Raw genomic sequence first — 20,991 nt, 5'->3', positions numbered from 1 at the left:
ATAATCCCTAATTTCACGCTTTAAATCATAGACAGGTGAAAATTATACAGGGACAGTTCGTAGATATTAAAAACAGAAGGATTTTTTCTGCAGAAATTAGTATCGAAAAAGGCAAAATCACAAAGATTGAAAAAAAACAACACGATGTAAAAAGCTTCTTGCTGCCCGGGTTTATCGATGCCCATATTCATATTGAAAGTTCTATGTTGGTTCCTACAGAATTTGCAAGATTGGCCGTAATCCACGGTACCGTGGCTACGGTTTCAGACCCCCACGAAATTGCGAATGTTTTGGGGAAAGAGGGCGTTCAATTTATGATTGAAAATGGAAAAAAAAGTCCGTTGAAATTCAATTTTGGTGCACCTTCCTGTGTGCCCGCGACCGGTTTTGAAACTTCGGGAGCGGTTATTAATGCTGAAGATATTAAAGATTTGCTTGCCCTTCCCGAAATAAAATACCTGGCCGAAATGATGAATTATCCCGGAGTAATTTGTAAAGATGAAGAAGTGCTGAAGAAAATTGCCTGGGCCAAACATTTTAAGAAACCTACCGATGGTCACGCACCGGGTTTACGAGGCGAAGATGCAAAAAAATATGCCGAAGCCGGCATTTCTACAGATCACGAATGCTATACTTACGAAGAAGCCAAGGAAAAACTCAGTCTGGGAATGAAGGTGATAATCCGTGAAGGGAGCGCTGCCAAAAACTTTGAAGCCCTTATAGATCTGCTTCCGGAACATTATAAAAATATGATGTTCTGTTCAGACGATAAACACCCTGACGACTTGGTTTTGGGACACATCAATCAGCTATGCGCTCGCGCTGTTGCCAGAGGTATAGATGTTTTTAAAGTTCTGGAAGCCGCTTGTATTAATCCCGTAAATCATTATAATTTAGATGTTGGACAATTGAAAGAAGGCGATCCCGCCGATTTTATCCAGGTACAGGATCTAACCCATTTTGAGGTTTTAGAAACTTATATATACGGGGAATTAGTTGCCGAAAACGGTAAATCCCGCATTAAAGCTTCTGCTTTTGAGAAGCCAAATAACTTTAATACTTCCTATAAACAACCGAAAGATTTTAAAGTTAAAGCCACCGGGGACACTGCAAAGGTTATCGAAGCTATGGATGGGGAACTTATTACCAACGAGCTTCAGCTTCAAGCTTTAGAAAAAGATGGAAATCTCATTTCAGATATTGAAAATGATATTTTAAAAATCACTGTAGTAAACCGGTATGAAGACAAACCCGCTGCGGTAGCTTTTATAAAGAATTTCGGACTAAAAATGGGAGCTATAGCCAGCTCTGTAGCCCACGATTCTCATAATGTTATCGCCGTTGGAACCTCTGACGAAGAAATTTGCAAGGCGGTAAACCTCATCATAAAACATAAAGGTGGAATTTGCAGCGTAAATAAAAATGACGAAAAAATTCTTCCGTTGCCAATTGCGGGAATAATTAGCGATAAAGATGGCTGGGAAGCAGGAAAATTATACCAGGAAATTGACAAAATGGCCAAAGAGTTGGGCAGCACTTTAAAAGCCCCGTTTATGACGCTTTCTTTTATGGCTCTACTGGTAATTCCTGATTTAAAAGTTTCAGATAAAGGTTTATTCAGTGGAAAAAAGTTCGATTTTGTTGATTTAGTCAATAACCGGTAATTCAACCTTTTCGTTTTGTCTCTTGCCTCTAAGAATTTATTTCCCTTTTCCTCCAACCACAATCACAATTTCACCTTTGGGTGGTTTTTGTGTGTAATGCTGAAGGACTTCCGTAGCCGTGCCACGAACCGTTTCTTCGTGAAGTTTAGTGATTTCCCTGGAAACCGAAACCGGACGTTCCTCGCCAAAATATTCTGCAAAATGCTTTAGTGTTTTTAGCAACTTATGTGGCGATTCGTAGAAAATCATGGTTCGGGTTTCTTCGGCTAGTAAATTCAATCGGGTTTGTCGGCCTTTTTTTACAGGAAGAAAACCTTCAAAAATAAACTTATCATTTGGAAATCCGCTATTTACCAGGGCGGGCACAAAAGCCGTAGCTCCCGGAAGACAATCTACTTCTATCCCCGCTTCAACGCAGGCACGTGTTAGTAGAAATCCTGGATCTGAAATTGCAGGAGTTCCCGCATCGCTTATAAGCGCAATATTTTCCCCGCTTTTAATACGCTCAACTATAATATCTATCGTTTTATGTTCGTTATGCATATGGTGGCTTTGCATGTGGGTGCCAATCTCAAAATGCTTCAGGAGTTTCCCGCTGTTCCGCGTGTCTTCGGCAAGAATAGTATCTACTTCTTTTAGCACTCTAACTGCCCTAAAAGTCATATCTTCTAAATTCCCTATTGGCGTGGGGACCAGGAATAATTTTCCCATTAAAAAATCTTTAATTATTCGAAAATCGAGATTTAAATGCTCGAGGCTTGCCTCTAAAATTAGTCAATTGTTCGCTACGAATGTTTCGTGAGCTTGCTCCGAGTTAGTTTACTGAAACTTGTTCTCTATTTTGGCCATAAACCGCTCTTCGTAATCTTCTTTTCCCTGCCAGTGGTTGTAATCTGGTTTCACCACTAACTGAATGAATCGCTGAGCTTCATCTAAAGAACTAAAGGTATTTAGTTGGGAAAGCACGCGGTTATAGTCTGAAGAATTCCCGTCAAAAAGGTTTTTTATAAATGAAAGACGTTCATTAAGGCCAATGTTAATCCCTTTTTTCAATCTGTCGTTTACAGATCTTGGTTTTTGATCTTTCTGTCTATTATTTAAAGGTTCAAAATCTGGAAGGTTATCGTAATCCACCCCAATATTTCTAAAATCGTTTTTAGGTGCTTCTGGTTTTGGTTTTTTAGGCTCTTCTTTGGCTCTAGTGGGTTGCTGTTGTACCGGAGGGGCCTTTGGCTTGGGGTTTGCCTGTTCTATAAGTTCGTCAACAAGCTCAGATTCTGCAGGCATTTGCGCAACGATATCCTTTATTTTTTCAGTATTGGGTTCTGTAATTGAGTCTGCATCCTGGTTATATTCGGTACCATCGGGAGCATAATCGTCACGTTCTTCTTGCTCCGGGGCTTTATGCTGAATTTTCTTTTCAAGCTTAGGAGTTGGTGTAGGTTCAGGAACTTCAAAAGCCTGTAGATTTTGCTCGGTAAAATTCAATATTGAAAGTTGCTCATACAAAGTCGCCGCTTTTAACTTTAGTGCTTTGGTATCCAGATTTTCCTTTTCAGAAATTATTTCTTCGGCAAGTTTTACTAATTCTTTTTTAAGTCTGTTTTTCATTTTTCAGCAATATTTATGAACCCCTATTTATTTAAATCCTGACTAATATTTCATTTTAATTCCTGCAAAAAAAGTGCCTTACTTACTAAGTGAGATTTAAAATCTCCATCCTTAATGTCAAAGCTGTTGTTTTTTAAACTAAATGTCTTGCCAGCCTGACCCTAATTCGGTTTAATAACTTTAGCAGTTACCAACCGGCTATAGCTTGTATTTTTAATAAATTTGTTTCACCTTTATCAAAAAGGGCAAGTTCCCATTTCGATTTGAAAATTACAAAATGTTTCTCGAAAATACAGTAAATCACGAAGAGCAATTTGGCTGGATTGAAGTTATTTGCGGCAGTATGTTCTCTGGCAAGACCGAAGAGCTAATTCGCCGTTTAAAAAGAGCCCAGTTCGCCAAACAAACCGTAGAAATCTTTAAACCAGCCATAGACACGCGCTATGACGAGGAAATGGTAATTTCTCACGATGCTAACGAAATTAGGTCTACCCCGGTGCCCTCAGCTTCCAATATCAGGATTCTTGCCGATGGTTGTGATGTGGTGGGGATTGACGAAGCACAGTTTTTTGATGATGAAATTGTTACCGTTTGTAATGATTTGGCCAACCGTGGAGTTCGAGTAATCGTAGCCGGTCTCGATATGGACTTTAAAGGAAATCCCTTTGGCCCCATGCCTTATCTAATGGCCACTGCCGAATATGTAACCAAAGTTCACGCGGTTTGCACCCGAACCGGAAACCTGGCTCAATTTAGTTACCGAAAAGCTATAAACGACGACCTGGTTTTTCTTGGTGAGAATGAAGAATATGAACCGCTAAGTCGCGGCGCCTATTACAAGGCGATGCTGAGAGAAAGAGTTAAGAAATTAGATGTGAACGATGCCGAAGAACTTCATCCTAACTTAAAGAAAAAGAATGCCTAAAGCCGAAGAAACTGTTCTGGAGATAGACCTAAACGCACTTGCCCATAATTTTAGAACCATAAAATCCCAGTTGAAACCCGGCGTTAAATTTATGTCGGTTATTAAAGCTTATGCCTACGGAAATGATTCGGTAGCCATGGCCAAAAAGCTGGAAGAACTGGATACCGATTATTTTGCAGTTGCTTATACCGAAGAAGGTATTCGGCTGCGAAAAGCGGGGATTAGCAAACCTATTTTAATCTTACATCCGCAACCTGTAAATTATGCTGAAATCATTGAAAATTGCCTGGAACCTAATTTATACAGCGCAAGAACCCTTCAGCTTTTTATAGACATTGCTGAAAAGCAGAATCAGAAAAACTATCCTGTCCATTTAAAATTCAATACGGGAATGAACCGTCTTGGATTTACTGAAGCCGATTATCATCATATTCCAGAGAAATTAGAAAAAACAAAATCTATAAAAATTGTTTCTGCATTTTCACACTTAGCGGCCAGTGAAGACTGGAAAGAGCGGGAATTTACGCTTTCGCAAATTTATAAATTCAAGGATTTAGCCGGAAAACTTTTAGATGATATTGGCTACCAACCGCTCTTACACCTTTGCAACACTTCTGCTATATTTAATTATCCTTCAGCCACTTTTTCTATGGTAAGAAGCGGCCTGGGACTTTACGGTTTTGCCAACGATCCTAATCTGGATAAAAACCTAAAACCGGTTGGCACCCTTAAAACGGTGATTTCCCAGATCCAGAATTTAGAAGAAGGAGATACGGTTGGTTACAGTCGTGCTTTTAAAGTTGAAAATCATACCAGAATTGCCACGCTTCCCATTGGCCACGCCGATGGCATTAAACGCATCTACGGCCACGGAAAAGCCGGTGTTTTTATAAATGGTGAATATGTGCCAATCGTGGGAAATGTTTGTATGGATATTATCATGATAGACGTCACCAACATTGACTGCAAAGAGGGCGATGAAGTAATTGTTTTTGGCGGTCCCCAACACGTAACAAAACTTGCCGGTGACGGCGGGACAATTTCCTACGAACTTATTACCGGAATTTCCCAAAGGGTAAAACGTGTTATTATTGAGTGATTTCCATTCAGAATAAATCGTTTTTAAATTTTCTGTAAATTGGCTTGGTTATAACTAATCAACCCAATTTATTATGAGCTTTATCAAAGATTTTAAGGCCTTTATGCTGAAAGGCGATATTATAGCCCTGGCTACCGCAGTAGTTATAGGTGCCGCCTTCAACAAAATTATTGCTTCTGTTGTTGCCGATGTGATTATGCCTATCATTGGTTTAATGACAGGAGGCACAGCTTTCACCAAAAAATTTATTTCTTTAGACGGCGTTTCTTACGAAACTCTTGAAGCAGCGAGAGAAGCTGAAGCCGCTGTAATCACCTACGGTAATTTATTAGATACCATTATTAATTTTATAATCGTCGCCTTTTTTATATTTTTGGTGTTACGCGCTTACGAAAAAACCAAAAAGGAAAAAGAAGCTCCTAAATTGGTGGAACCAAAAGGGCCGAGCCAGGAGGAATTGCTTACTCAAATTAGGGACGAACTGAAAAAACAAGGTAATACACCATAAAATCATCGAAGATACGAGCACCGCTATACTGCTCATTTTAAATAAATCGCAATTTAACCAAACCCCACAGTAAACTGTGGGGTCTTTTTTTAACGAAAAAGACGAATTAGTTTAAAAACAATAATTCTTTTCAATTTTATGTCTCGAGGCTGGGTAAGTTAAGTCCGGGATAATAAATTTGCGGCTGGTTTTTAAGAACGTATAAACAAATAAAAATTACCCAAATAAGATTTCCGTCGGAATTTATGCTGAGCATTGTCGAAGTGCGGAAATGAAAAAAATAACAAAGTTTCCCGTCTTCACGGGAAAGATTAAAGTTTTATAATTATGAGAATAGCAGTGGTAGGTGCTACCGGAATGGTAGGCCAGGTAATGTTACAGGTTTTGGCAGAAAGAAATTTCCCGGTAACCGAATTGTATCCGGTGGCTTCAGAAAGGTCAGTTGGAAAAAAGATCAATTTTCAAGGAAAAGACTATAAAGTTATTGGGCTTCAGGAAGCGGTAGATATAAAGCCGGACATAGCTTTATTTTCTGCAGGTGGAGACACTTCTTTAGAATGGGCACCAAAATTTGCTAAAAACGGTACGACCGTAGTAGATAATTCTTCGGCCTGGAGAATGGATGAAACCAAAAAACTGATAATTCCTGAAATAAACGCATCAGAACTAACCAAAGAAGACAAAATAATAGCCAACCCAAACTGTTCTACCATTCAGTTGTTAATAGCGCTAAAACCGCTGCACGATGCTTTTAAAATTAAACGTGTAATTGTATCTACCTACCAGTCCATCACCGGAACCGGTGTAAAGGCAGTGGAACAACTAGAAAATGAGTACAAAGGCGAAAAAGGTGAAATGGCTTATCCTTATCCTATTCATAAGAATGCGCTTCCGCATTGTGATGTTTTTCAGGATAACGGCTACACCAAAGAAGAGATGAAACTTACCAAAGAAACCAAGAAGATTCTTGGAGACGATTCGGTTTTGGTTAGCGCTACCGCGATTAGAATTCCGGTTGTTGGCGGACATTCAGAATCTGTAAACGTTGAATTTGAAAATGAATTTGATGAAGCCGAAGTTAGAAAAATTCTAAGTCAGTTTCCCGGGGTAACCGTACAGGACAATCCTGAAACCAATACTTACCCAATGCCTATTTATGCTGAAGGGAAAGACGATGTTTTTGTAGGAAGAATTCGCAGGGATTATTCCCAACCTAAAAGCTTAAACATGTGGGTAGTGGCCGATAACCTTAGAAAAGGTGCTGCCACAAATACCATCCAGATAGCCGAATATTTAATGGCCAATAAACTGGTATAATTAGTTATATGCTTTGTTAAAAGATAGAAACCGGCTTGTTATTACGAGCCGGTTTACTAATTTTGCAAACCATGAAAAAAATAAGCGTACATATAAGCACTATTTTATCAATAGTGATATTAGCAGCAAGCCTTCTTCCGGCACTGCACGCGTTTGATCATGAAGTAAGTTCTGAAAGCGATAAGGCTTTAAGCGTAGAATTTACTAAAGCATCTTTAGATTGTGATTTGTGCGATTTCCACATTGCTAATACAGATGCACCTTCAATCTTTACTTACAAAATTCATACACCTCAAAAGGAAACGGTTAATGCTATTTCTCTGGCAGAAACCGTAAACCTTTTTCCCAACCGACTATTTTCCCTTAGGGCACCTCCTGCAGTGATTAGCTAAAAGAAATTTATTCAGAGATTCTCGTTTTTTAAAATCGATTTTTACTGAATTACCCTTTTTAATTAATCACAGTATTTTCTTTATGAAACAATTCCTATTTGTTTTATTGCTTTTCACCATTTTTCCCACAAATACTTTCTCTCAGCAATTAAGTCTGGAAGGAAAGGTTGTAGATGAACACAACGTAGCCCTTGATGGTGCTCATGTTCATATAAACAACAGGTTTGTCTTAGCCGGGGAAGATGGCAATTACCGCATTGGTAATTTAAAGGAAGGTGAGTATCGTATCAGCGTTTCATATATTGGTTTTAGAACTTTAGATACGGTAATCCCGCTGGCTGAAAATGCTGTGGTTAATTTTAAACTAACCGAAGATACCGCTGCCCTGGAAGCAATCTTGCTTAATGGCAGTACGCGCAGAAGATCTTCGGAAAATATTGAAAAGGTCAATAAAGAATACCTTCAGGAGCAATTTTCGGGCTCGCTAGCTACCACCCTGGAAAGGTTACCCGGCGTTAATGCTACAGAAATTGGGGCAGGTGCCTCCAAACCCATTATTCGCGGACTCGGATTTAACCGGGTTGCGGTTACAGAAAACGGCATTAAACAGGAAGGCCAGCAATGGGGTGCAGATCATGGATTGGAAATAGATGCTTTCTCTGTAGAAGACATTGAAATTATTAAAGGTGTTGGTGCCATAGAACACGGGAGTGATGCCATTGGCGGGGTCATAAAAATTATTAACGACAGGGTGCCCGAAGAAGGCTTTAGCGGCGAAGTTATTGGCCTTACCAAAAGTGTGAATAATACCCTGGCAGCTTCTACTAACCTATCGCTAAGAACCGACCGATTTTTTTATAAAATAAAAGCAACCGGAAGCGAATTTGGAGATTATTCGGTGCCTACAGATAACATTGTTTATTTGAGTCAGAATATCCCAATCTATAACGAAAGGCTTAAAAATACCGCCGGCAAAGAGGTCGATTTATATGGGCAGGTAGGTTACCTGGGGGAACATTATAAAGGTACACTTAGCATCAGTAATGTTTATTTTAAATCTGGATTTTTCCCGGGGGCCCACGGTATTCCATCTATAAACAGGGTGCAGGATGATGGCGATCAACGAAATATAGACTATCCGTTTCAGCGGGTAAACCATTTAAAATTCATTAATAAAAACGAATGGTTTTTTCACAATTCCAACCTGGAAGTTATCTTAGGATTTCAAAATAACCACAGGCAGGAATGGAGTAGGTTTCATACACACTACGCCGGACAGGTAGCCCCGGAAGTTAATCCAGATCTGGAATTAAATTTTGACCTAAACACCTATGATGCCCAGGTAAAATTCAGTAAAGATTTTCACGAAAATCATACTACAGGTATAGGCGCACAAACCCAAATTCAGGATAATAGCATAAGTGGATTTAACTTTTTATTGCCTGAATATTCACGGATTAACCAGGGAGTTTATGCTACTCATTCCTATCAGGTTTCTAAAAATATCAACCTAAACGCAGGCGCAAGATTAGATTTTAGCAAGATTGAAATTGAAGGTTATTATGATGACAATTTGTACCGGTATTTAATTAGGAGAGGGACTACTGAAGCTACCGCAAACGAGTTTGCTACCCGAAGCACCGATACTAATAGGGACTTTACCAACATAAACCTAATGGCCGGTGCGCTTTTTAATTTCCACAAAAATTGGGACTTTTCTGTAAATACCGGCACAAGTTTTAGACTGCCTACCGCTATAGAATTAGGCGCTAATGGTATTCATCATGGTTCATTCAGGCACGAGCGTGGAGATCCCAATCTGGATGCCGAAAAGGGTTATGTATTCGATACGAAGCTTAATTATCGAAAAAAATCCTTTAAGGCTTCTGTTAGTCCTTATTTATATTATTTTGAAAATTATATATTTCTAAATCCCAGCGGGCAGTTTTCAATTTTGCCGCACGCCGGGCAAATTTATCAGTTTACTCAGAGTGAAGCTTTGCTAACCGGAATAGAATTCGATTTTAGTACGGTTATTGCTGAAAAATGGCATACCCAGTTTACATTCGAATATTTATACAACCGGCAAGTCACCGACAACCGTTCGCGAAACTTCCCCCTACCCTTCACACCTCCCGTTAATGGATTTTTTGAAGTTGGCTACGATTTTTTACAAAAATCGAACACGTTTAAAGATACCGAAGTGTTTGCCAATAGCGCTTTTGCTTTTGAGCAAGACAGGATTGCACAAAATGAAGAGATCACCCCGGGTTACCAAATCTTTGGCGGTGGGCTTAGGTCCAATCTAGAAATAGGAGATTTTAAAGCAACTGTAAACTTACAGGCCACAAATATTTTCAACACTAAATATTTTAACCATACCAATTTTTACAGGGCGCTGGAAATCCCTGAAATGGGAAGAAATATCCAGTTAATGGTGAAAATACCTATTAATTAATGCAGAGGTTTAAAGCACATATCGCCATTTTTTTTCTTGCTGGATTCTTATTTCCTCAGGGAGCTAGCGGTATGCATTATTTTTTAGTAGAACATAAAGCTTATAACAGTAGTGAGTTTACTTTTAATAATTTAAACAACTTTGAATACCATTCCTGCATCTATCATCTGAACGGGTTTTCACCCCTAATTCTGGGAATAGAAAACTTTGAAGGAGCAGACAGATATTTTACTCCAGTAGCCGCTATAAAGTATTGCTGCCTGGAAAATTATGTACATCAACCCGATTTTAATTTTCAGCTTCGCGGTCCGCCTTTTGCCATAGATTTTCGCAATATTAATTATAAGAAATACACAGTTAAATCATAAAACATACAAAAATGAAAACCAGATTAGTTTATTTATTCAGTATTACAGCAAGTTTATTATTTGCATCCTGTAGTGATGACGATACAGTAATAGACACAGAATCTCCAGAGATCACCATCATGGAACCACATGATGATGAAGAAATAGCTCCGGGAGGGGAATTACATTTTGAAGCTCTTTTTACAGATAATGTGGAGCTTGCCTCTTATAAAATTGATGTTCATTCTAATTTTGATGGGCACGATCACGCAAGTTTAAAGCAGAGTGAAGGCAAAACCTGGAGTTATAGTGAAGTATTTCAGATAGAACCTGGCCAAACCAGTTTTACAGCTGTACAACATATAGAAGTTCCAGAAACAATAGACGGAATGGCTATTAGCGAAGGAGTGTATGATGTAGGAGTTTTTGTAACCGATGCAGCTGGAAATGAAGCCCAGGCTTTTGTGGAAGTACATATTGAAGGAGAGCACGATGACGACCACGATCATTAAAATTTAATCATTTTAATCTTAATAAAGGCCGTATCTATTAAAATACGGCCTTTATTATTTTATCTCTTTACACTTATACATTTGAAAATTAATTACTTTTGAAATCATTATCAATAATAATTTTATATGAAAAAAACATTCTCCGGAATTTTTGCACTTGCCATTCTGGCCTCCTGCAACGACTCCAAAACCGAAAAAGAAATTAGTTTGAATTATCCTGAAACCAAAAAAGTAGATACGGTAACCGATTATTTTGGGACCGAAGTAAAGGATCCATACCGATGGCTGGAAGACGACCGCAGCGAAGAAACCGAAGATTGGGTAGAAGCTCAAAACGAGGTTACTTTCGATTATTTAAACAGTATTCCCTACAAAAAAGAGCTTGAAGAAAGACTTTCAGAAATATGGGATTACGAGAAAATAGGTGCTCCCTTTGTAGAAGGCGATTATACCTATTTCTACAAAAACGACGGTTTACAAAACCAATACGTGGTTTACAGAAAAAAAGGTGATGATGGTAAAACTGAAGTTTTCCTGGATCCCAATAAATTTAGTGAAGATGGCACTACTTCCCTTGCCGGTTTAAGCTTTTCAAAAGACGGTAGCAAAGCCGCATATGCTATTTCTGAAGGCGGGAGCGACTGGAGAAAAATCATTATTATAGATGCTGAAAATAAAGAACGTGCTGAAGATACCCTTCAGAATGTAAAATTCAGCGGAATTTCGTGGAAAGGAAACGACGGTTTTTACTATTCAAGCTACGAAAAGCCTGAAGGCAGCGAGCTTTCAGCTAAAACAGATCAGCATAGATTATTTTACCATAAACTGGGAACTCCACAGAGCGAAGACAAAGTGATTTTCGGAGATTCTGAAGATCAAAAACACCGATATGTTGGCGGGAGCGTTTCAGAAGACGATCAGTTCTTATTTATTTCGGCCAGGAATTCAACTTCCGGGGGAAAACTTTTTATGATGGATCTTTCTAAAACCAATCCTGAACTTGTTACGGTTTTAGACCACGAAGATTCTGATACTTATGTGATTGAAAACAATGGCAGCAAACTATTTATAGTTACTAATTTGGACGCCCCTAACCGCAAGATTGTGACCGTAGATGCCGCAAACCCTTCTCCTGAAAACTGGGAAGATTTTATTCCTGAAACCGAAAACGTATTAAGCCCTTCTACCGGTGGTGGTTATTTCTTTGCCAAATATATGGTAGACGCGGTTTCTGAAGTAAAACAATATGATTATGATGGCGACTTGGTTCGCGATGTGAAACTTCCGGGTATTGGTTCTGCCGGTGGATTTGGCACTAAAAAGGAGAACGAAGAATTGTATTATTCTTTCACAAATTACGTAACTCCGGGTACTATCTACAAATACAATATTGAAGAAGGAACTTCTCAAGTTTATAATAAACCAAACATTAAATTTAATCCAGACGATTACGAAAGCAAGCAGGTATTTTATACTTCAAAAGATGGCACAGAAATCCCGATGATCATTACCCACAAAAAAGGGCTTGAGCTTAACGGTAAGAACCCAACGATGCTTTATGGCTACGGAGGATTCAATATTAGTTTAACGCCTTCTTTTAGCACTGCAAACGCTATCTGGATGGAACAGGGTGGTGTTTATGCCGTTCCAAACCTTAGAGGTGGTGGTGAATATGGTAAAGAATGGCACGATGCCGGTATTAAACTGAAAAAACAAAACGTATTTGACGACTTTATCGCTGCTGCGGAATACCTTATCGAAGAGAACTATACGTCAAGCGATTACCTGGCAATTCGTGGAGGTTCTAATGGCGGACTCTTAGTTGGCGCTACAATGACGCAGCGCCCAGATCTTATGAAGGTAGCTTTACCGGCCGTTGGCGTGATGGATATGTTACGCTACCACACCTTTACCGCCGGTGCAGGTTGGGCTTACGATTATGGTACTGCCGAGGATAGCGAAGAAATGTTTAACTACCTTCTTGATTATTCCCCAGTTCATAACCTGGAAGAAGGAACCGAATATCCGGCTACTTTGGTGACCACTGGAGATCACGACGATCGTGTGGTACCCGCGCATTCCTTTAAATTCGCTGCCGAATTGCAGGATAAGCAAGCCGGGGACAATCCAAGTTTAATAAGAATTGAGACCAAAGCCGGACACGGTGCTGGAAAACCTACAAAAATGATTATTGAAGAATATGCCGATATTTTTGGCTTTACCCTTTACAACATGGGCTTTGATGTTTTACCAAATAAAACTGAAGCAGAAGTAAAAGGATAATTTTTCAAGTATTAGAATATTGAGGCTGTTTGAAAGGTCTTATCTCGTCAAGCTGAACTTGTTTCAGCTTTTAACATGTTTTGATTATCAACATCTTAGATTCTGAAACGAATTCAGAATGACGTATAAAAAACTTTTCAGACAGCCTCTTTTATTTTAAAATGGCATTTATACAAACATAAACGCTGCACTGTAGAAGTATTTATTCTTGTTTTTGCACTAATTTCAATTCCCCTTCCTCAAGCAAATATCCTTTTTCTGCTTTATATAGAATCTCCTCATCATCGTCTGAATAAGCTTCCAGAAGCCTGTACTCCCCATTAATTTCTGCATCAAGGCGTTTTACCTTTTCTGCATCATTACAGGTCTTTCCAATAATTTTATAATCTTCATTTTCATATTTTGTAAGGGTGCCAATCACTTTTAAGGGTAAAAGTTTTTCCAAGTATTTAGTGTAGACTTCAAAACCACCGGTAACGATATAAACCTTTATTCCGGCCTTATCTTTTTCCCTGATATCGACCACCATTTCTTCTCTAAAATACTCAGGAAATTCCAGGTTCCAGAATTGTTTTGCATACTTTTCTACTTTTTCCGGTGGAATTTTATTCAAATAATCATAGAAATTTTCCTTGAAATAGGTCTTACTCATTATGCGCAGCTTACCCAGTGCCTTGAGCCAGCCAATTTGAAACAGGTGAACCAGTTTATAGCCTTTTTTATAGCAAATGAATTTAAAGAATTCATCCTTTGAAGATTTTTTATACAAGGTCTGGTTAAGGTCGTAAACTATTATTTCCTGCATCTTTCTAATAAAAAACTGGTTAGACTTATCTAAAGAAAGATACTAAGATTCATCTTCCCGACATTAATTTTATCATTTTCTAAACAAGAAATTAACCCGTTTTATAAAAGTCAATCCTTAAAAAAGTATTTCTTCAATCTTCTTTAAAACAGTTCGCGGAAAAATACTTCTAATGGAGTTCTCATAGCCTTCAGGAAATTTATTTCCGTAAACGGAAGTCGGTATTTTTGGGTATTGGTTAAGGTCTGGAAGTAAGCTGTTCTTTTCCGGCTGATGAAAAGGTCTAAACCCGGCATAGGGATGGGTGACGCCCCAAATACTAATTACCGGAATACCATACATGGCAGCCATATGGCCGTTCCCGCTATCCATAGAAAGCATTGCATCTAGGTTTGAGATCAATGCGAGTTCTTCGGCTAAGGTGAGTTTTCCGGCAATACTAATTGTGTTTTTGAAGCTGGCGGCCCAGGTTTCCATTTGTTGTTTTTCCTTTTTTCCGCCGCCAAAAAGTAAAACCTTAATTTTTGAATTTTCACTTAATTCTTCTAAAACTTCCTCCATTAAATCTGCCGGGTATGCCTTGGAACTATGCTGCGCAAAAGGTGCAATCCCCAGCCATTTTTTAGGTTCAGTACCTACCAGGGTTCTTATTTTTTCTGAAATTTTTTCTTTCTGCGGAAATTGGTGTGTACTGAGATCTAAGGGATAATCCAGTGCTTCAAAAACATCAGCATAGCGTTGTACGGTGGGCTTTAATTGTTTAAGAACTTTATTGTTTTCCCGGGTTAAGGCTTTCTTTTCGCTTCGGCCTTTATCAATTTGCTTTACCTGAATTCCAAACATATAAAAAACAGAATTCAACACATTACTGCGCAAAACATCATGGAGATCGGCAACTTTATCAATGCCTATATCCCGTAAATCTTTTGCAAGTCGGCAAAGTCCAATTACGCCACTATGCACTCCGTTTACATCGGCTTCATAAACCGAAACCCGCGGAATTCCTTTAAACATCGGCTCAAAAAAACCACGGGTTAAAACGGTGACTTTTAAATGAGGATAAGTGGCGGTTAAAACGCGTAACACCGGAACCGTCATTGCTACATCGCCCATAGCCGATAACCGAATAACCAAAATATGAGAAGTCCCCTCTGCCTGCATCATCTCCCCCGAAAGGGGAGAATCTCTTTTCTTAACAGAAGCCTGCTTCTTCATTTTAAACAATTTTAATAAGCTATTTCTTTCTTAAAACAGGATTCAGTTCATCATCATTATACATTTTCATTTGCCTGTATACCTTCATATATTTATTCCCGGCGGCAATGTCTTCCAGCAATTGATTTATAGCAGTAGAAAGGTCTACACGCTGCTCGAGTAAAACATCCAGTTTAGCCGTACACTTCATCTGGTGTTCCTGTGAAGCATCTTCACGGTTTGCTTCTTCGTGCATATGGTAGATTTTTAAAGCCAAAATGGAAAGTCTATCTACGGCCCAGGCCGGACTTTCAGAATTAATAGTCGCATTAGCTTTTGGCTCAACATCTTTAAATTTCTCCAAAAAGTAACTGTCAATATATTCCACTGTGTCTGTTCGGTCTTGGTTAGAGGCATCTATCTGGCGTTTTAGCGCCAGCGCATCTACGGGATCAATGTGTTTATCGCGTATAATGTCCTCATAATGCCACTGCACCGTATCTATCCAACATTTCCTGTATAACAAATGCTCAATCAGTTCATTTTCGCTGTCGTAAGAATTTTTAAAAGCTTGCTCTACAGTATTTTTTTCGTGGTACTTTTCGATTACTTCCTGAAATATCTTATTCGCCTTATCTGAAAACATAAACTATTTTTTTTCTAAAATGTGTAAAAATTCTATAGTATTATTGGCCGTATGGTTTCGGTTTTCGGTTTTATCTGCTTTAAAGCGCTGATAATTTCTGGTTACCAGGTCATAATTTCCAAAACGGCTCATTATTTTTTTTATTTCTTCGGAAGGCATAAAGCCCTCGTTGTTATAGCTGAAAAATATATACTTGAAATTTGCATTTTCAAGCAAAACCTGAAAAGATTTTTCCACCTCTCTCCGACTACAATAATTTGAGCGATAGTAATCGCGAAGGCCGGTTTTACCCTTTGGTACAAAGGTATCATATTTTGCGATGGTATTTAAAATATGGTAGTTTGCGCCATACTGGCGTGCGTTGTAGGGCGGGTCTAAATATAAAATATCACCTTCAATTTCTTTAATTAATTGATTTGCATCCCTTTGAAAAACCTGGTGCGAATGCTCTGTTAACTCAAATTTTGCCGGTTTCAATTGTAATTCTTTCTGTGCCGAAAGTTTTATTTCTTTTAAGAATGCACTATAAACTGATGCAGTATTGGCTACTTTATCGGCGCTTTCCAATAATGAAGACAGAAGGAAGAAATACTGGTTTTCCCCTATATTTTTATTCAAATTCCAATTTTCTATCTGTTGCCGAACGGCATCAATTTTTTTACCATTTGCTTCAGAAAAGTAGAGCCGGTCGGCTTTGCCATTTTCGCTATATTCTTCGAAAATAAAACCCGGTTTTCCTTTAAGTTCAATTAATTCCGCAAGGAAATCTCCGGCATCTAAATTTTGATGGTTTTCAATATAATTTTTGAGTAAAACATAGCTATAATATTCCACATCGTTAGCGATAACCGACTTTACCGAAGTTTTAAAATTCCTGGCCACGCTGCCGGTGCCGGCAAAAAGGTCGCAAAAAACCATCTGCGAAAGATCTTCGCCCACCACATCTTTTACCGTAGCTTTTATAAATTCGCCCAGCTTATGTTTGGAACCTATATAATTCATTTTAACGACCAAACCATATCAGCAAATTGCCTTTGCTAAAATTGGAATTCTATTAATTGTAAAGTGTCAAAAGTAGCAACATATTTTTCAATGACCTGTTTTAGTCGGGAAATTTCGGCTTTAAAACCCGATTATTTTTGTTCGGATCAAGAGAGTAATGGGATACACAAAGGCATTAAGATAAGCAATACCAGCAAAACTTCCCGAAACACTTTATCCTGTTTTTGATCAAAATAAATGGAGGCTACAATACTTAGCGGCACAAAAAAGAAAATAAGCTCGCTGCCATCTTTAGTAGGCGCAAAAATCGCTACTACAACTGCAGTAATCAAACTGAGCAATACAAGGTTCAGCGATGGTTTCATAGAAACGCTAGCTTTATTGACTACCCCAAAATACCTAACTAGGGTCCAAAGGGCAATCGCCAAAATAATACTCACGGGAATCAGGATTTCCAGGTTTTGATAGTTGGAATAATCAAAATTACTCTTCTCAAACCACTGTGAAAACGTATAGAAATGATTGTAAGCTATAATATGAAAACTAAGGGTTAAAGACATTACAGCTAATGCCCCGATTGGCGGTATTAACCAGTTTTTAGGTTTTGGCAAATAATATAAGATACCTGCATAAACCACGACCAAAAACAAAATAGACCAGAAATAAAATAGTGAAGCGATACAAATCCAGAAAGTGGCATCAAAAACTTTTTTCTGCATCACTTTTTTAGACTTTAAACTAATAATCCTTCTAAAAGCAAATAACACACAGAGATTGGCTAAGATTACCTGGTGGTTTCTTAAAAGAGTAAAAAAAGAGGCTGAAAAAATGACGAAAAACAGTATTTTATAAGCGCTTCTCCTGGTAAGTTCATTTTTCTTGGCGATAAAATTAAGTGTAAAGACGCTTACGATAAGACTTAATAAAACAGCTAATTTTTCCAGGAAATACAGCAGGTTAAAATCTGTAAACCACTCCTTAAAATTGGCGATAATAAAAAATACGATCAAAAAAACGGTGATCGCTACCCCATTTACCGGTTTTGATTTGCCAAAAAAGCTTGTTAGCATTGTGGTTTTTTATATTTTTGTAATCTTGAATGAGACAAAGTTAGGTATTGAACGCCCCGAAAGGTATTTTAATATCGCTTTAAATAAATTGAACTTAAATTCATTAAAAAATGTTAACAGATATATTTGAAGGTATCGCCTACTTGTTTGAAGAGATATTATTCTATCCATTTGATTTACTAAGGGATTTAGAATTAGATTCCTGGTGGGCTGCAAACGCCTTAAATTTTATATTTATCCTTGTTGGTTTAGCAGCTTTTGCTTTCTGGATGAAACAGCTTAAGCACTACAACGAACTTGATGACGAAGATCGCGATCCTACAGCACACTCGTTTTTAGGATAAATCAAAACCGAGATCTTTTCTATAATACATCTTATCAAAATGTAGTTTTGCTGCATTTTGATAAGATTTTTTTAGTGCTTCTTTGTAATCTTTCCCAAAAGAAGTCACCGCAATCACACGGCCACCGCTGGTCACAATTTTATTCCCTTCAATTCTGGTTCCTGCGTGGAATACTATAGAATCTTCAATTTCATCAAACCCTGTAATTTCTTTAGATTTTTCGTAAGCTTCGGGATAACCGCCAGATACCAGCATCACGGTTGTTGCCGCCCGTTCATCAATTTCAATTTTAGCTTCATTTAATTTTCCTTCAGAAACTTTTTCAAAGATATCTACCAGATCTGATTTTATACGTGGAAGCACAACTTCCGTTTCCGGATCACCCATGCGCACATTATACTCTATTACGTAAGGTTCATTTTTCACCATAATCAGGCCGATAAAAATAAAGCCTTTATAATCGATATTCTCTTCCTGTAAGCCCTTAACCGTAGGTTTGACGATTCGTTCCTCAATCTTTTGCAACAATTCATCATCTGCAAAAGGAACTGGGGAGATAGCGCCCATCCCGCCGGTATTTAAACCGGTATCCCCTTCACCAATTCTTTTATAATCTTTGGCGGTTGGTAGGATCTTATAATTTTTACCATCAGTTAATACAAAAACACTTAGCTCAATTCCGTCTAAAAATTCCTCGATCACCACCTTGGCACTGGCGGCACCAAATTTCTTTTCAGCCAGCATATTTTGAAGTTCCTGTTTGGCTTCTTCAAGATCGTTTATAATTAAAACTCCCTTTCCGGCAGCGAGTCCATCAGCTTTTAAAACATAAGGTGGCTTTAGTGTTTCCAGGAATTCTTTCCCTGCGGCAAGACTCTTCTCGGTAAAGCTCTCGTAAGCGGCGGTAGGGATATTGTGTATTGCCATAAACTCTTTGGCGCGCTCTTTACTTCCTTCCAAAAGCGCCCCCCGTTTTGACGGGCCAATTACCTTTAAATTCTTTAACGCTTCATCCTGGCTAAAAAAATCAGTGATTCCATCCACCAAAGGATCTTCAGGGCCTACTACCAGCATCTCAATTTCTTCTTTCAGCACAAAATCTTTAATCGCTTTAAAATCGGTTACTTTTAGCTCGATATTCTTAGCAATTTCGGCGGTTCCCGCGTTACCGGGTGCTACAAAAAGCTGAGAACATTTTGGGCTTTGAGCCAGTTTATATGCAAATGTATGTTCGCGTCCGCCGGCACCGAGAATTAAAATTTTCATCCTGAAGTCATTTTAGTTATGCACCAAAAATAATTGTTTGTAAATTGAAGCACCAATTATTTCTGATAAAAAAGCTTTTTTGCCCTTGGACTGGTTTAAACTCTCGTTGCAGCTAAACAAATTTCCCATAAACCGGGCGCAAAAAATATTACTGGAAATACAGGAAATTCCCGAAGAAAATTATAGCGATTTTATCTCCGAAAAGCGGAAGGAAATTGTTGAATACCACTTAAAAAACAATTCTTTTTATAAAAATTTCTTTGGAAAAAAGGAGTTTTCCAGCTGGAACGAAGTGCCTGTGATGGCTAAAACCGATTTACAGCAAAGACTCCAAAAAAGACTGAGCAAAGGTTTTTCAAAATCTACAGCTTATGTTGGTAAAACCTCAGGCAGTAGCGGAACACCTTTTATTTTCGCCAAAGATAAATTTGCCCACGCACTAAGCTGGGCGGGATTTGAGAACCGGTATCAGTGGCACGATATTGACCTCAACAAGTCTTTGCAAGCAAGATTTTATGGTATCCCGCTGGATTTCTACGGAAATATCCATGAGCGAATTAAAGACCGCATTAGCTTACGCCGAAGATTCCCCATTTTTGACTTAAGTGAGCAGAAAATGGAAAAGTTCCTGAAGCGTTTTCAAAATTCAAACTTCAGTTATATAAATGGTTACACAAGTGCGGTACTTCTTTTCGCTAAATTCCTGGACCATAAAAATTTAATTTTAAAAGATGTTTGCCCCAGCCTGAAACTTTGTATTGTCACTTCTGAAAGACTATTTGAAGAAGATAAAGGTCTTATGGAAAAGGTTTTTGGTGTTCCTGTGGTGAATGAATATGGCGCCAGTGAAGTAGGGCTCATCGCATTTGAAAATGAAGAAAATCAATGGGTAGTTAATACAGAAGATCTTTTTGTGGAAATCCTTGATGAAAACAATAATTCCGTGCCCAACGGAACAGAAGGTCGTATCGTGATTACTTCGCTTTTTAACAAAGCCCATCCAATAATTCGTTATGACATTGGAGATAGCGGGATATTTTCAGAAAAAAGCACTGTTAAAAAACCAATTCTGGAGAAGTTGATTGGACGCACCAACGATATCGCCAAACTTCCCGATGGAAAAGTGGTCCCGGGACTTACTTTTTATTATGTAACCAAAAGTATTATTGAAGATAACGGTAGTATTAAGGAATTTGTGATCAATCAAAATACACCGGATTCTTTTAAAATTGAATATGTAAGTCAAACCGATTTTTCTGAAAATCAAAAACAGAAAATATTGCAGGCAATTGAAATCTACGTGGGTAAAAACCTGAGAGTTGTTTTTGAAAGAAAAGACAAGCTTAAAAGAAGTAAAAGCGGGAAACTGAAGCAGTTTACTTCAGACTTGTAGATGTTTTTGCCACGAATTCACTAATATTATTATGAAATACCCATGATTTAGCCCACGCAAACACCGATGAGTTTTTTGCTTAAATTTAAGTGATGTAAAAACTTATTGGGATGAAAGCAATTGACTACGAGCAGGTTATTTCCGTGGGATGCGGA

Annotated in this window: 20 protein-coding genes; 12 read left to right on the top strand and 8 right to left on the bottom strand. The window is 38.3% G+C overall.

The annotated features are described in order from the left end of the window. The first annotated feature begins 35 nt into the window (after nt 1–35). On the top strand, nt 36–1,664 hold the full coding sequence (ade, locus tag LB467_RS11035) for an adenine deaminase (RefSeq protein WP_224474096.1): 1,629 nt from the start codon (nt 36–38) through the stop codon (nt 1,662–1,664). 36 nt (nt 1,665–1,700) lie between these two features. Here the strand turns inward: ade and rsmI are convergent, their stop codons facing one another. Continuing rightward, nucleotides 1,701–2,375: a 16S rRNA (cytidine(1402)-2'-O)-methyltransferase gene (gene rsmI, locus LB467_RS11030; RefSeq protein ID WP_224474095.1), complete on the bottom strand. Its 675-nt coding sequence runs from the start codon at nt 2,373–2,375 to the stop codon at nt 1,701–1,703. Between the two features lie 108 nt (nt 2,376–2,483). Continuing rightward, a complete protein-coding gene (locus LB467_RS11025) occupies nt 2,484–3,275 on the bottom strand; it encodes a hypothetical protein (RefSeq protein WP_224474094.1) in 792 nt (263 codons plus the stop codon). 277 nt (nt 3,276–3,552) lie between these two features. Here LB467_RS11025 and LB467_RS11020 point away from each other — a divergent pair, with 277 nt between their 5' ends. The 9 genes from LB467_RS11020 (at nt 3,553) to LB467_RS10980 (ending at nt 13,116) form a co-directional block, all read left to right on the top strand. Next, complete coding sequence (locus tag LB467_RS11020; protein ID WP_224474093.1) at nt 3,553–4,200, top strand: thymidine kinase; 648 nt, start codon at nt 3,553–3,555, stop codon at nt 4,198–4,200. Continuing rightward, nucleotides 4,193–5,299 (top strand): alanine racemase, encoded by a 1,107-nt coding sequence (gene alr / locus LB467_RS11015; RefSeq protein WP_224474092.1) that lies wholly within the window; start codon nt 4,193–4,195, stop codon nt 5,297–5,299. The genes LB467_RS11020 and alr overlap by 8 nt, the downstream gene beginning before the upstream one ends. A gap of 73 nt (nt 5,300–5,372) precedes the next feature. Next, on the top strand, nt 5,373–5,807 hold the full coding sequence (gene mscL / locus LB467_RS11010; RefSeq protein ID WP_224474091.1) for a large conductance mechanosensitive channel protein MscL: 435 nt from the start codon (nt 5,373–5,375) through the stop codon (nt 5,805–5,807). Between the two features lie 327 nt (nt 5,808–6,134). Further along, the gene (locus LB467_RS11005) at nt 6,135–7,124 is read left to right on the top strand and encodes an aspartate-semialdehyde dehydrogenase (RefSeq protein ID WP_224474090.1); all 990 of its coding nucleotides are present in this window, start codon (nt 6,135–6,137) and stop codon (nt 7,122–7,124) included. 71 nt (nt 7,125–7,195) lie between these two features. Beyond that, the gene (locus tag LB467_RS11000; protein ID WP_224474089.1) at nt 7,196–7,516 is read left to right on the top strand and encodes a hypothetical protein; all 321 of its coding nucleotides are present in this window, start codon (nt 7,196–7,198) and stop codon (nt 7,514–7,516) included. Between the two features lie 82 nt (nt 7,517–7,598). Then, a complete protein-coding gene (locus LB467_RS10995; RefSeq protein WP_224474088.1) occupies nt 7,599–9,974 on the top strand; it encodes a TonB-dependent receptor in 2,376 nt (791 codons plus the stop codon). Further along, entirely contained in the window at nt 9,974–10,342 is a 369-nt protein-coding gene (locus LB467_RS10990) for a hypothetical protein (RefSeq protein ID WP_224474087.1), read from the top strand. Before LB467_RS10995 ends, LB467_RS10990 begins: the two co-directional genes overlap by 1 nt. 11 nt (nt 10,343–10,353) lie before the next feature. Further along, nucleotides 10,354–10,833, top strand: coding sequence for a DUF4625 domain-containing protein (locus tag LB467_RS10985; RefSeq protein ID WP_224474086.1), 480 nt, complete (start codon nt 10,354–10,356; stop codon nt 10,831–10,833). 126 nt (nt 10,834–10,959) lie between these two features. Further along, nucleotides 10,960–13,116, top strand: coding sequence for a prolyl oligopeptidase family serine peptidase (locus tag LB467_RS10980; RefSeq protein WP_224474085.1), 2,157 nt, complete (start codon nt 10,960–10,962; stop codon nt 13,114–13,116). Between the two features lie 202 nt (nt 13,117–13,318). Here LB467_RS10980 and LB467_RS10975 read toward each other — a convergent pair whose 3' ends face one another. The 5 genes from LB467_RS10975 to LB467_RS10955 all read right to left on the bottom strand — a co-directional run bounded on the left by LB467_RS10975 (nt 13,319) and on the right by LB467_RS10955 (nt 17,833). Next, nucleotides 13,319–13,921: an HAD family hydrolase gene (locus LB467_RS10975; protein ID WP_224474084.1), complete on the bottom strand. Its 603-nt coding sequence runs from the start codon at nt 13,919–13,921 to the stop codon at nt 13,319–13,321. Nucleotides 13,922–14,038: 117 nt separating this feature from the next. Beyond that, the gene (locus tag LB467_RS10970; protein ID WP_394371783.1) at nt 14,039–15,136 is read right to left on the bottom strand and encodes a glycosyltransferase family 9 protein; all 1,098 of its coding nucleotides are present in this window, start codon (nt 15,134–15,136) and stop codon (nt 14,039–14,041) included. Nucleotides 15,137–15,155: 19 nt separating this feature from the next. Next, entirely contained in the window at nt 15,156–15,761 is a 606-nt protein-coding gene (locus LB467_RS10965; protein WP_224474083.1) for a DUF4254 domain-containing protein, read from the bottom strand. A 3-nt stretch (nt 15,762–15,764) separates the two neighbouring features. Beyond that, the gene (locus LB467_RS10960; RefSeq protein WP_224474082.1) at nt 15,765–16,763 is read right to left on the bottom strand and encodes a DNA adenine methylase; all 999 of its coding nucleotides are present in this window, start codon (nt 16,761–16,763) and stop codon (nt 15,765–15,767) included. 146 nt (nt 16,764–16,909) lie between these two features. Further along, entirely contained in the window at nt 16,910–17,833 is a 924-nt protein-coding gene (locus LB467_RS10955; RefSeq protein ID WP_224474081.1) for a DUF6427 family protein, read from the bottom strand. 110 nt (nt 17,834–17,943) lie between these two features. Here LB467_RS10955 and LB467_RS10950 point away from each other — a divergent pair, with 110 nt between their 5' ends. Continuing rightward, a complete protein-coding gene (locus LB467_RS10950) occupies nt 17,944–18,177 on the top strand; it encodes a DUF6341 family protein (protein ID WP_224474080.1) in 234 nt (77 codons plus the stop codon). Here the strand turns inward: LB467_RS10950 and purD are convergent. Next, the gene (purD, locus tag LB467_RS10945) at nt 18,169–19,443 is read right to left on the bottom strand and encodes a phosphoribosylamine--glycine ligase (RefSeq protein ID WP_224474079.1); all 1,275 of its coding nucleotides are present in this window, start codon (nt 19,441–19,443) and stop codon (nt 18,169–18,171) included. The genes LB467_RS10950 and purD overlap by 9 nt on opposite strands. Nucleotides 19,444–19,528: 85 nt before the next feature. Between purD and LB467_RS10940 the strand changes: the two genes are divergently transcribed. Continuing rightward, nucleotides 19,529–20,836, top strand: a complete 1,308-nt coding sequence (locus LB467_RS10940; RefSeq protein ID WP_224474151.1) for a phenylacetate--CoA ligase family protein — start codon at nt 19,529–19,531, stop codon at nt 20,834–20,836. Nucleotides 20,837–20,991: the final 155 nt, after the last annotated feature.

The sequence above is a fragment of the Salegentibacter tibetensis genome, assembly GCF_020164485.1.
Lineage (GTDB): Bacteria > Bacteroidota > Bacteroidia > Flavobacteriales > Flavobacteriaceae > Salegentibacter > Salegentibacter tibetensis.
This window is presented reverse-complemented; position numbering and strand designations above follow the sequence as displayed.

Excerpts from the sequence above, each read along its gene's own strand:
- rsmI (WP_224474095.1), bottom strand. The coding sequence starts at position 2,375 with ATGGGAAAATTATTCCTGGTCCCCACGCCAATAGGGAATTTAGAAGAT.
- LB467_RS11025 (WP_224474094.1), bottom strand. The coding sequence starts at position 3,275 with ATGAAAAACAGACTTAAAAAAGAATTAGTAAAACTTGCCGAAGAAATA.
- LB467_RS11020 (WP_224474093.1), top strand. The coding sequence starts at position 3,553 with ATGTTTCTCGAAAATACAGTAAATCACGAAGAGCAATTTGGCTGGATT.
- alr (WP_224474092.1), top strand. The coding sequence starts at position 4,193 with ATGCCTAAAGCCGAAGAAACTGTTCTGGAGATAGACCTAAACGCACTT.
- mscL (WP_224474091.1), top strand. The coding sequence starts at position 5,373 with ATGAGCTTTATCAAAGATTTTAAGGCCTTTATGCTGAAAGGCGATATT.
- LB467_RS11005 (WP_224474090.1), top strand. The coding sequence starts at position 6,135 with ATGAGAATAGCAGTGGTAGGTGCTACCGGAATGGTAGGCCAGGTAATG.
- LB467_RS11000 (WP_224474089.1), top strand. The coding sequence starts at position 7,196 with ATGAAAAAAATAAGCGTACATATAAGCACTATTTTATCAATAGTGATA.
- LB467_RS10995 (WP_224474088.1), top strand. The coding sequence starts at position 7,599 with ATGAAACAATTCCTATTTGTTTTATTGCTTTTCACCATTTTTCCCACA.
- LB467_RS10990 (WP_224474087.1), top strand. The coding sequence starts at position 9,974 with ATGCAGAGGTTTAAAGCACATATCGCCATTTTTTTTCTTGCTGGATTC.
- LB467_RS10985 (WP_224474086.1), top strand. The coding sequence starts at position 10,354 with ATGAAAACCAGATTAGTTTATTTATTCAGTATTACAGCAAGTTTATTA.
- LB467_RS10980 (WP_224474085.1), top strand. The coding sequence starts at position 10,960 with ATGAAAAAAACATTCTCCGGAATTTTTGCACTTGCCATTCTGGCCTCC.
- LB467_RS10975 (WP_224474084.1), bottom strand. The coding sequence starts at position 13,921 with ATGCAGGAAATAATAGTTTACGACCTTAACCAGACCTTGTATAAAAAA.
- LB467_RS10970 (WP_394371783.1), bottom strand. The coding sequence starts at position 15,136 with ATGAAGAAGCAGGCTTCTGTTAAGAAAAGAGATTCTCCCCTTTCGGGG.
- LB467_RS10965 (WP_224474083.1), bottom strand. The coding sequence starts at position 15,761 with ATGTTTTCAGATAAGGCGAATAAGATATTTCAGGAAGTAATCGAAAAG.
- LB467_RS10960 (WP_224474082.1), bottom strand. The coding sequence starts at position 16,763 with ATGAATTATATAGGTTCCAAACATAAGCTGGGCGAATTTATAAAAGCT.
- LB467_RS10955 (WP_224474081.1), bottom strand. The coding sequence starts at position 17,833 with ATGCTAACAAGCTTTTTTGGCAAATCAAAACCGGTAAATGGGGTAGCG.
- LB467_RS10950 (WP_224474080.1), top strand. The coding sequence starts at position 17,944 with ATGTTAACAGATATATTTGAAGGTATCGCCTACTTGTTTGAAGAGATA.
- purD (WP_224474079.1), bottom strand. The coding sequence starts at position 19,443 with ATGAAAATTTTAATTCTCGGTGCCGGCGGACGCGAACATACATTTGCA.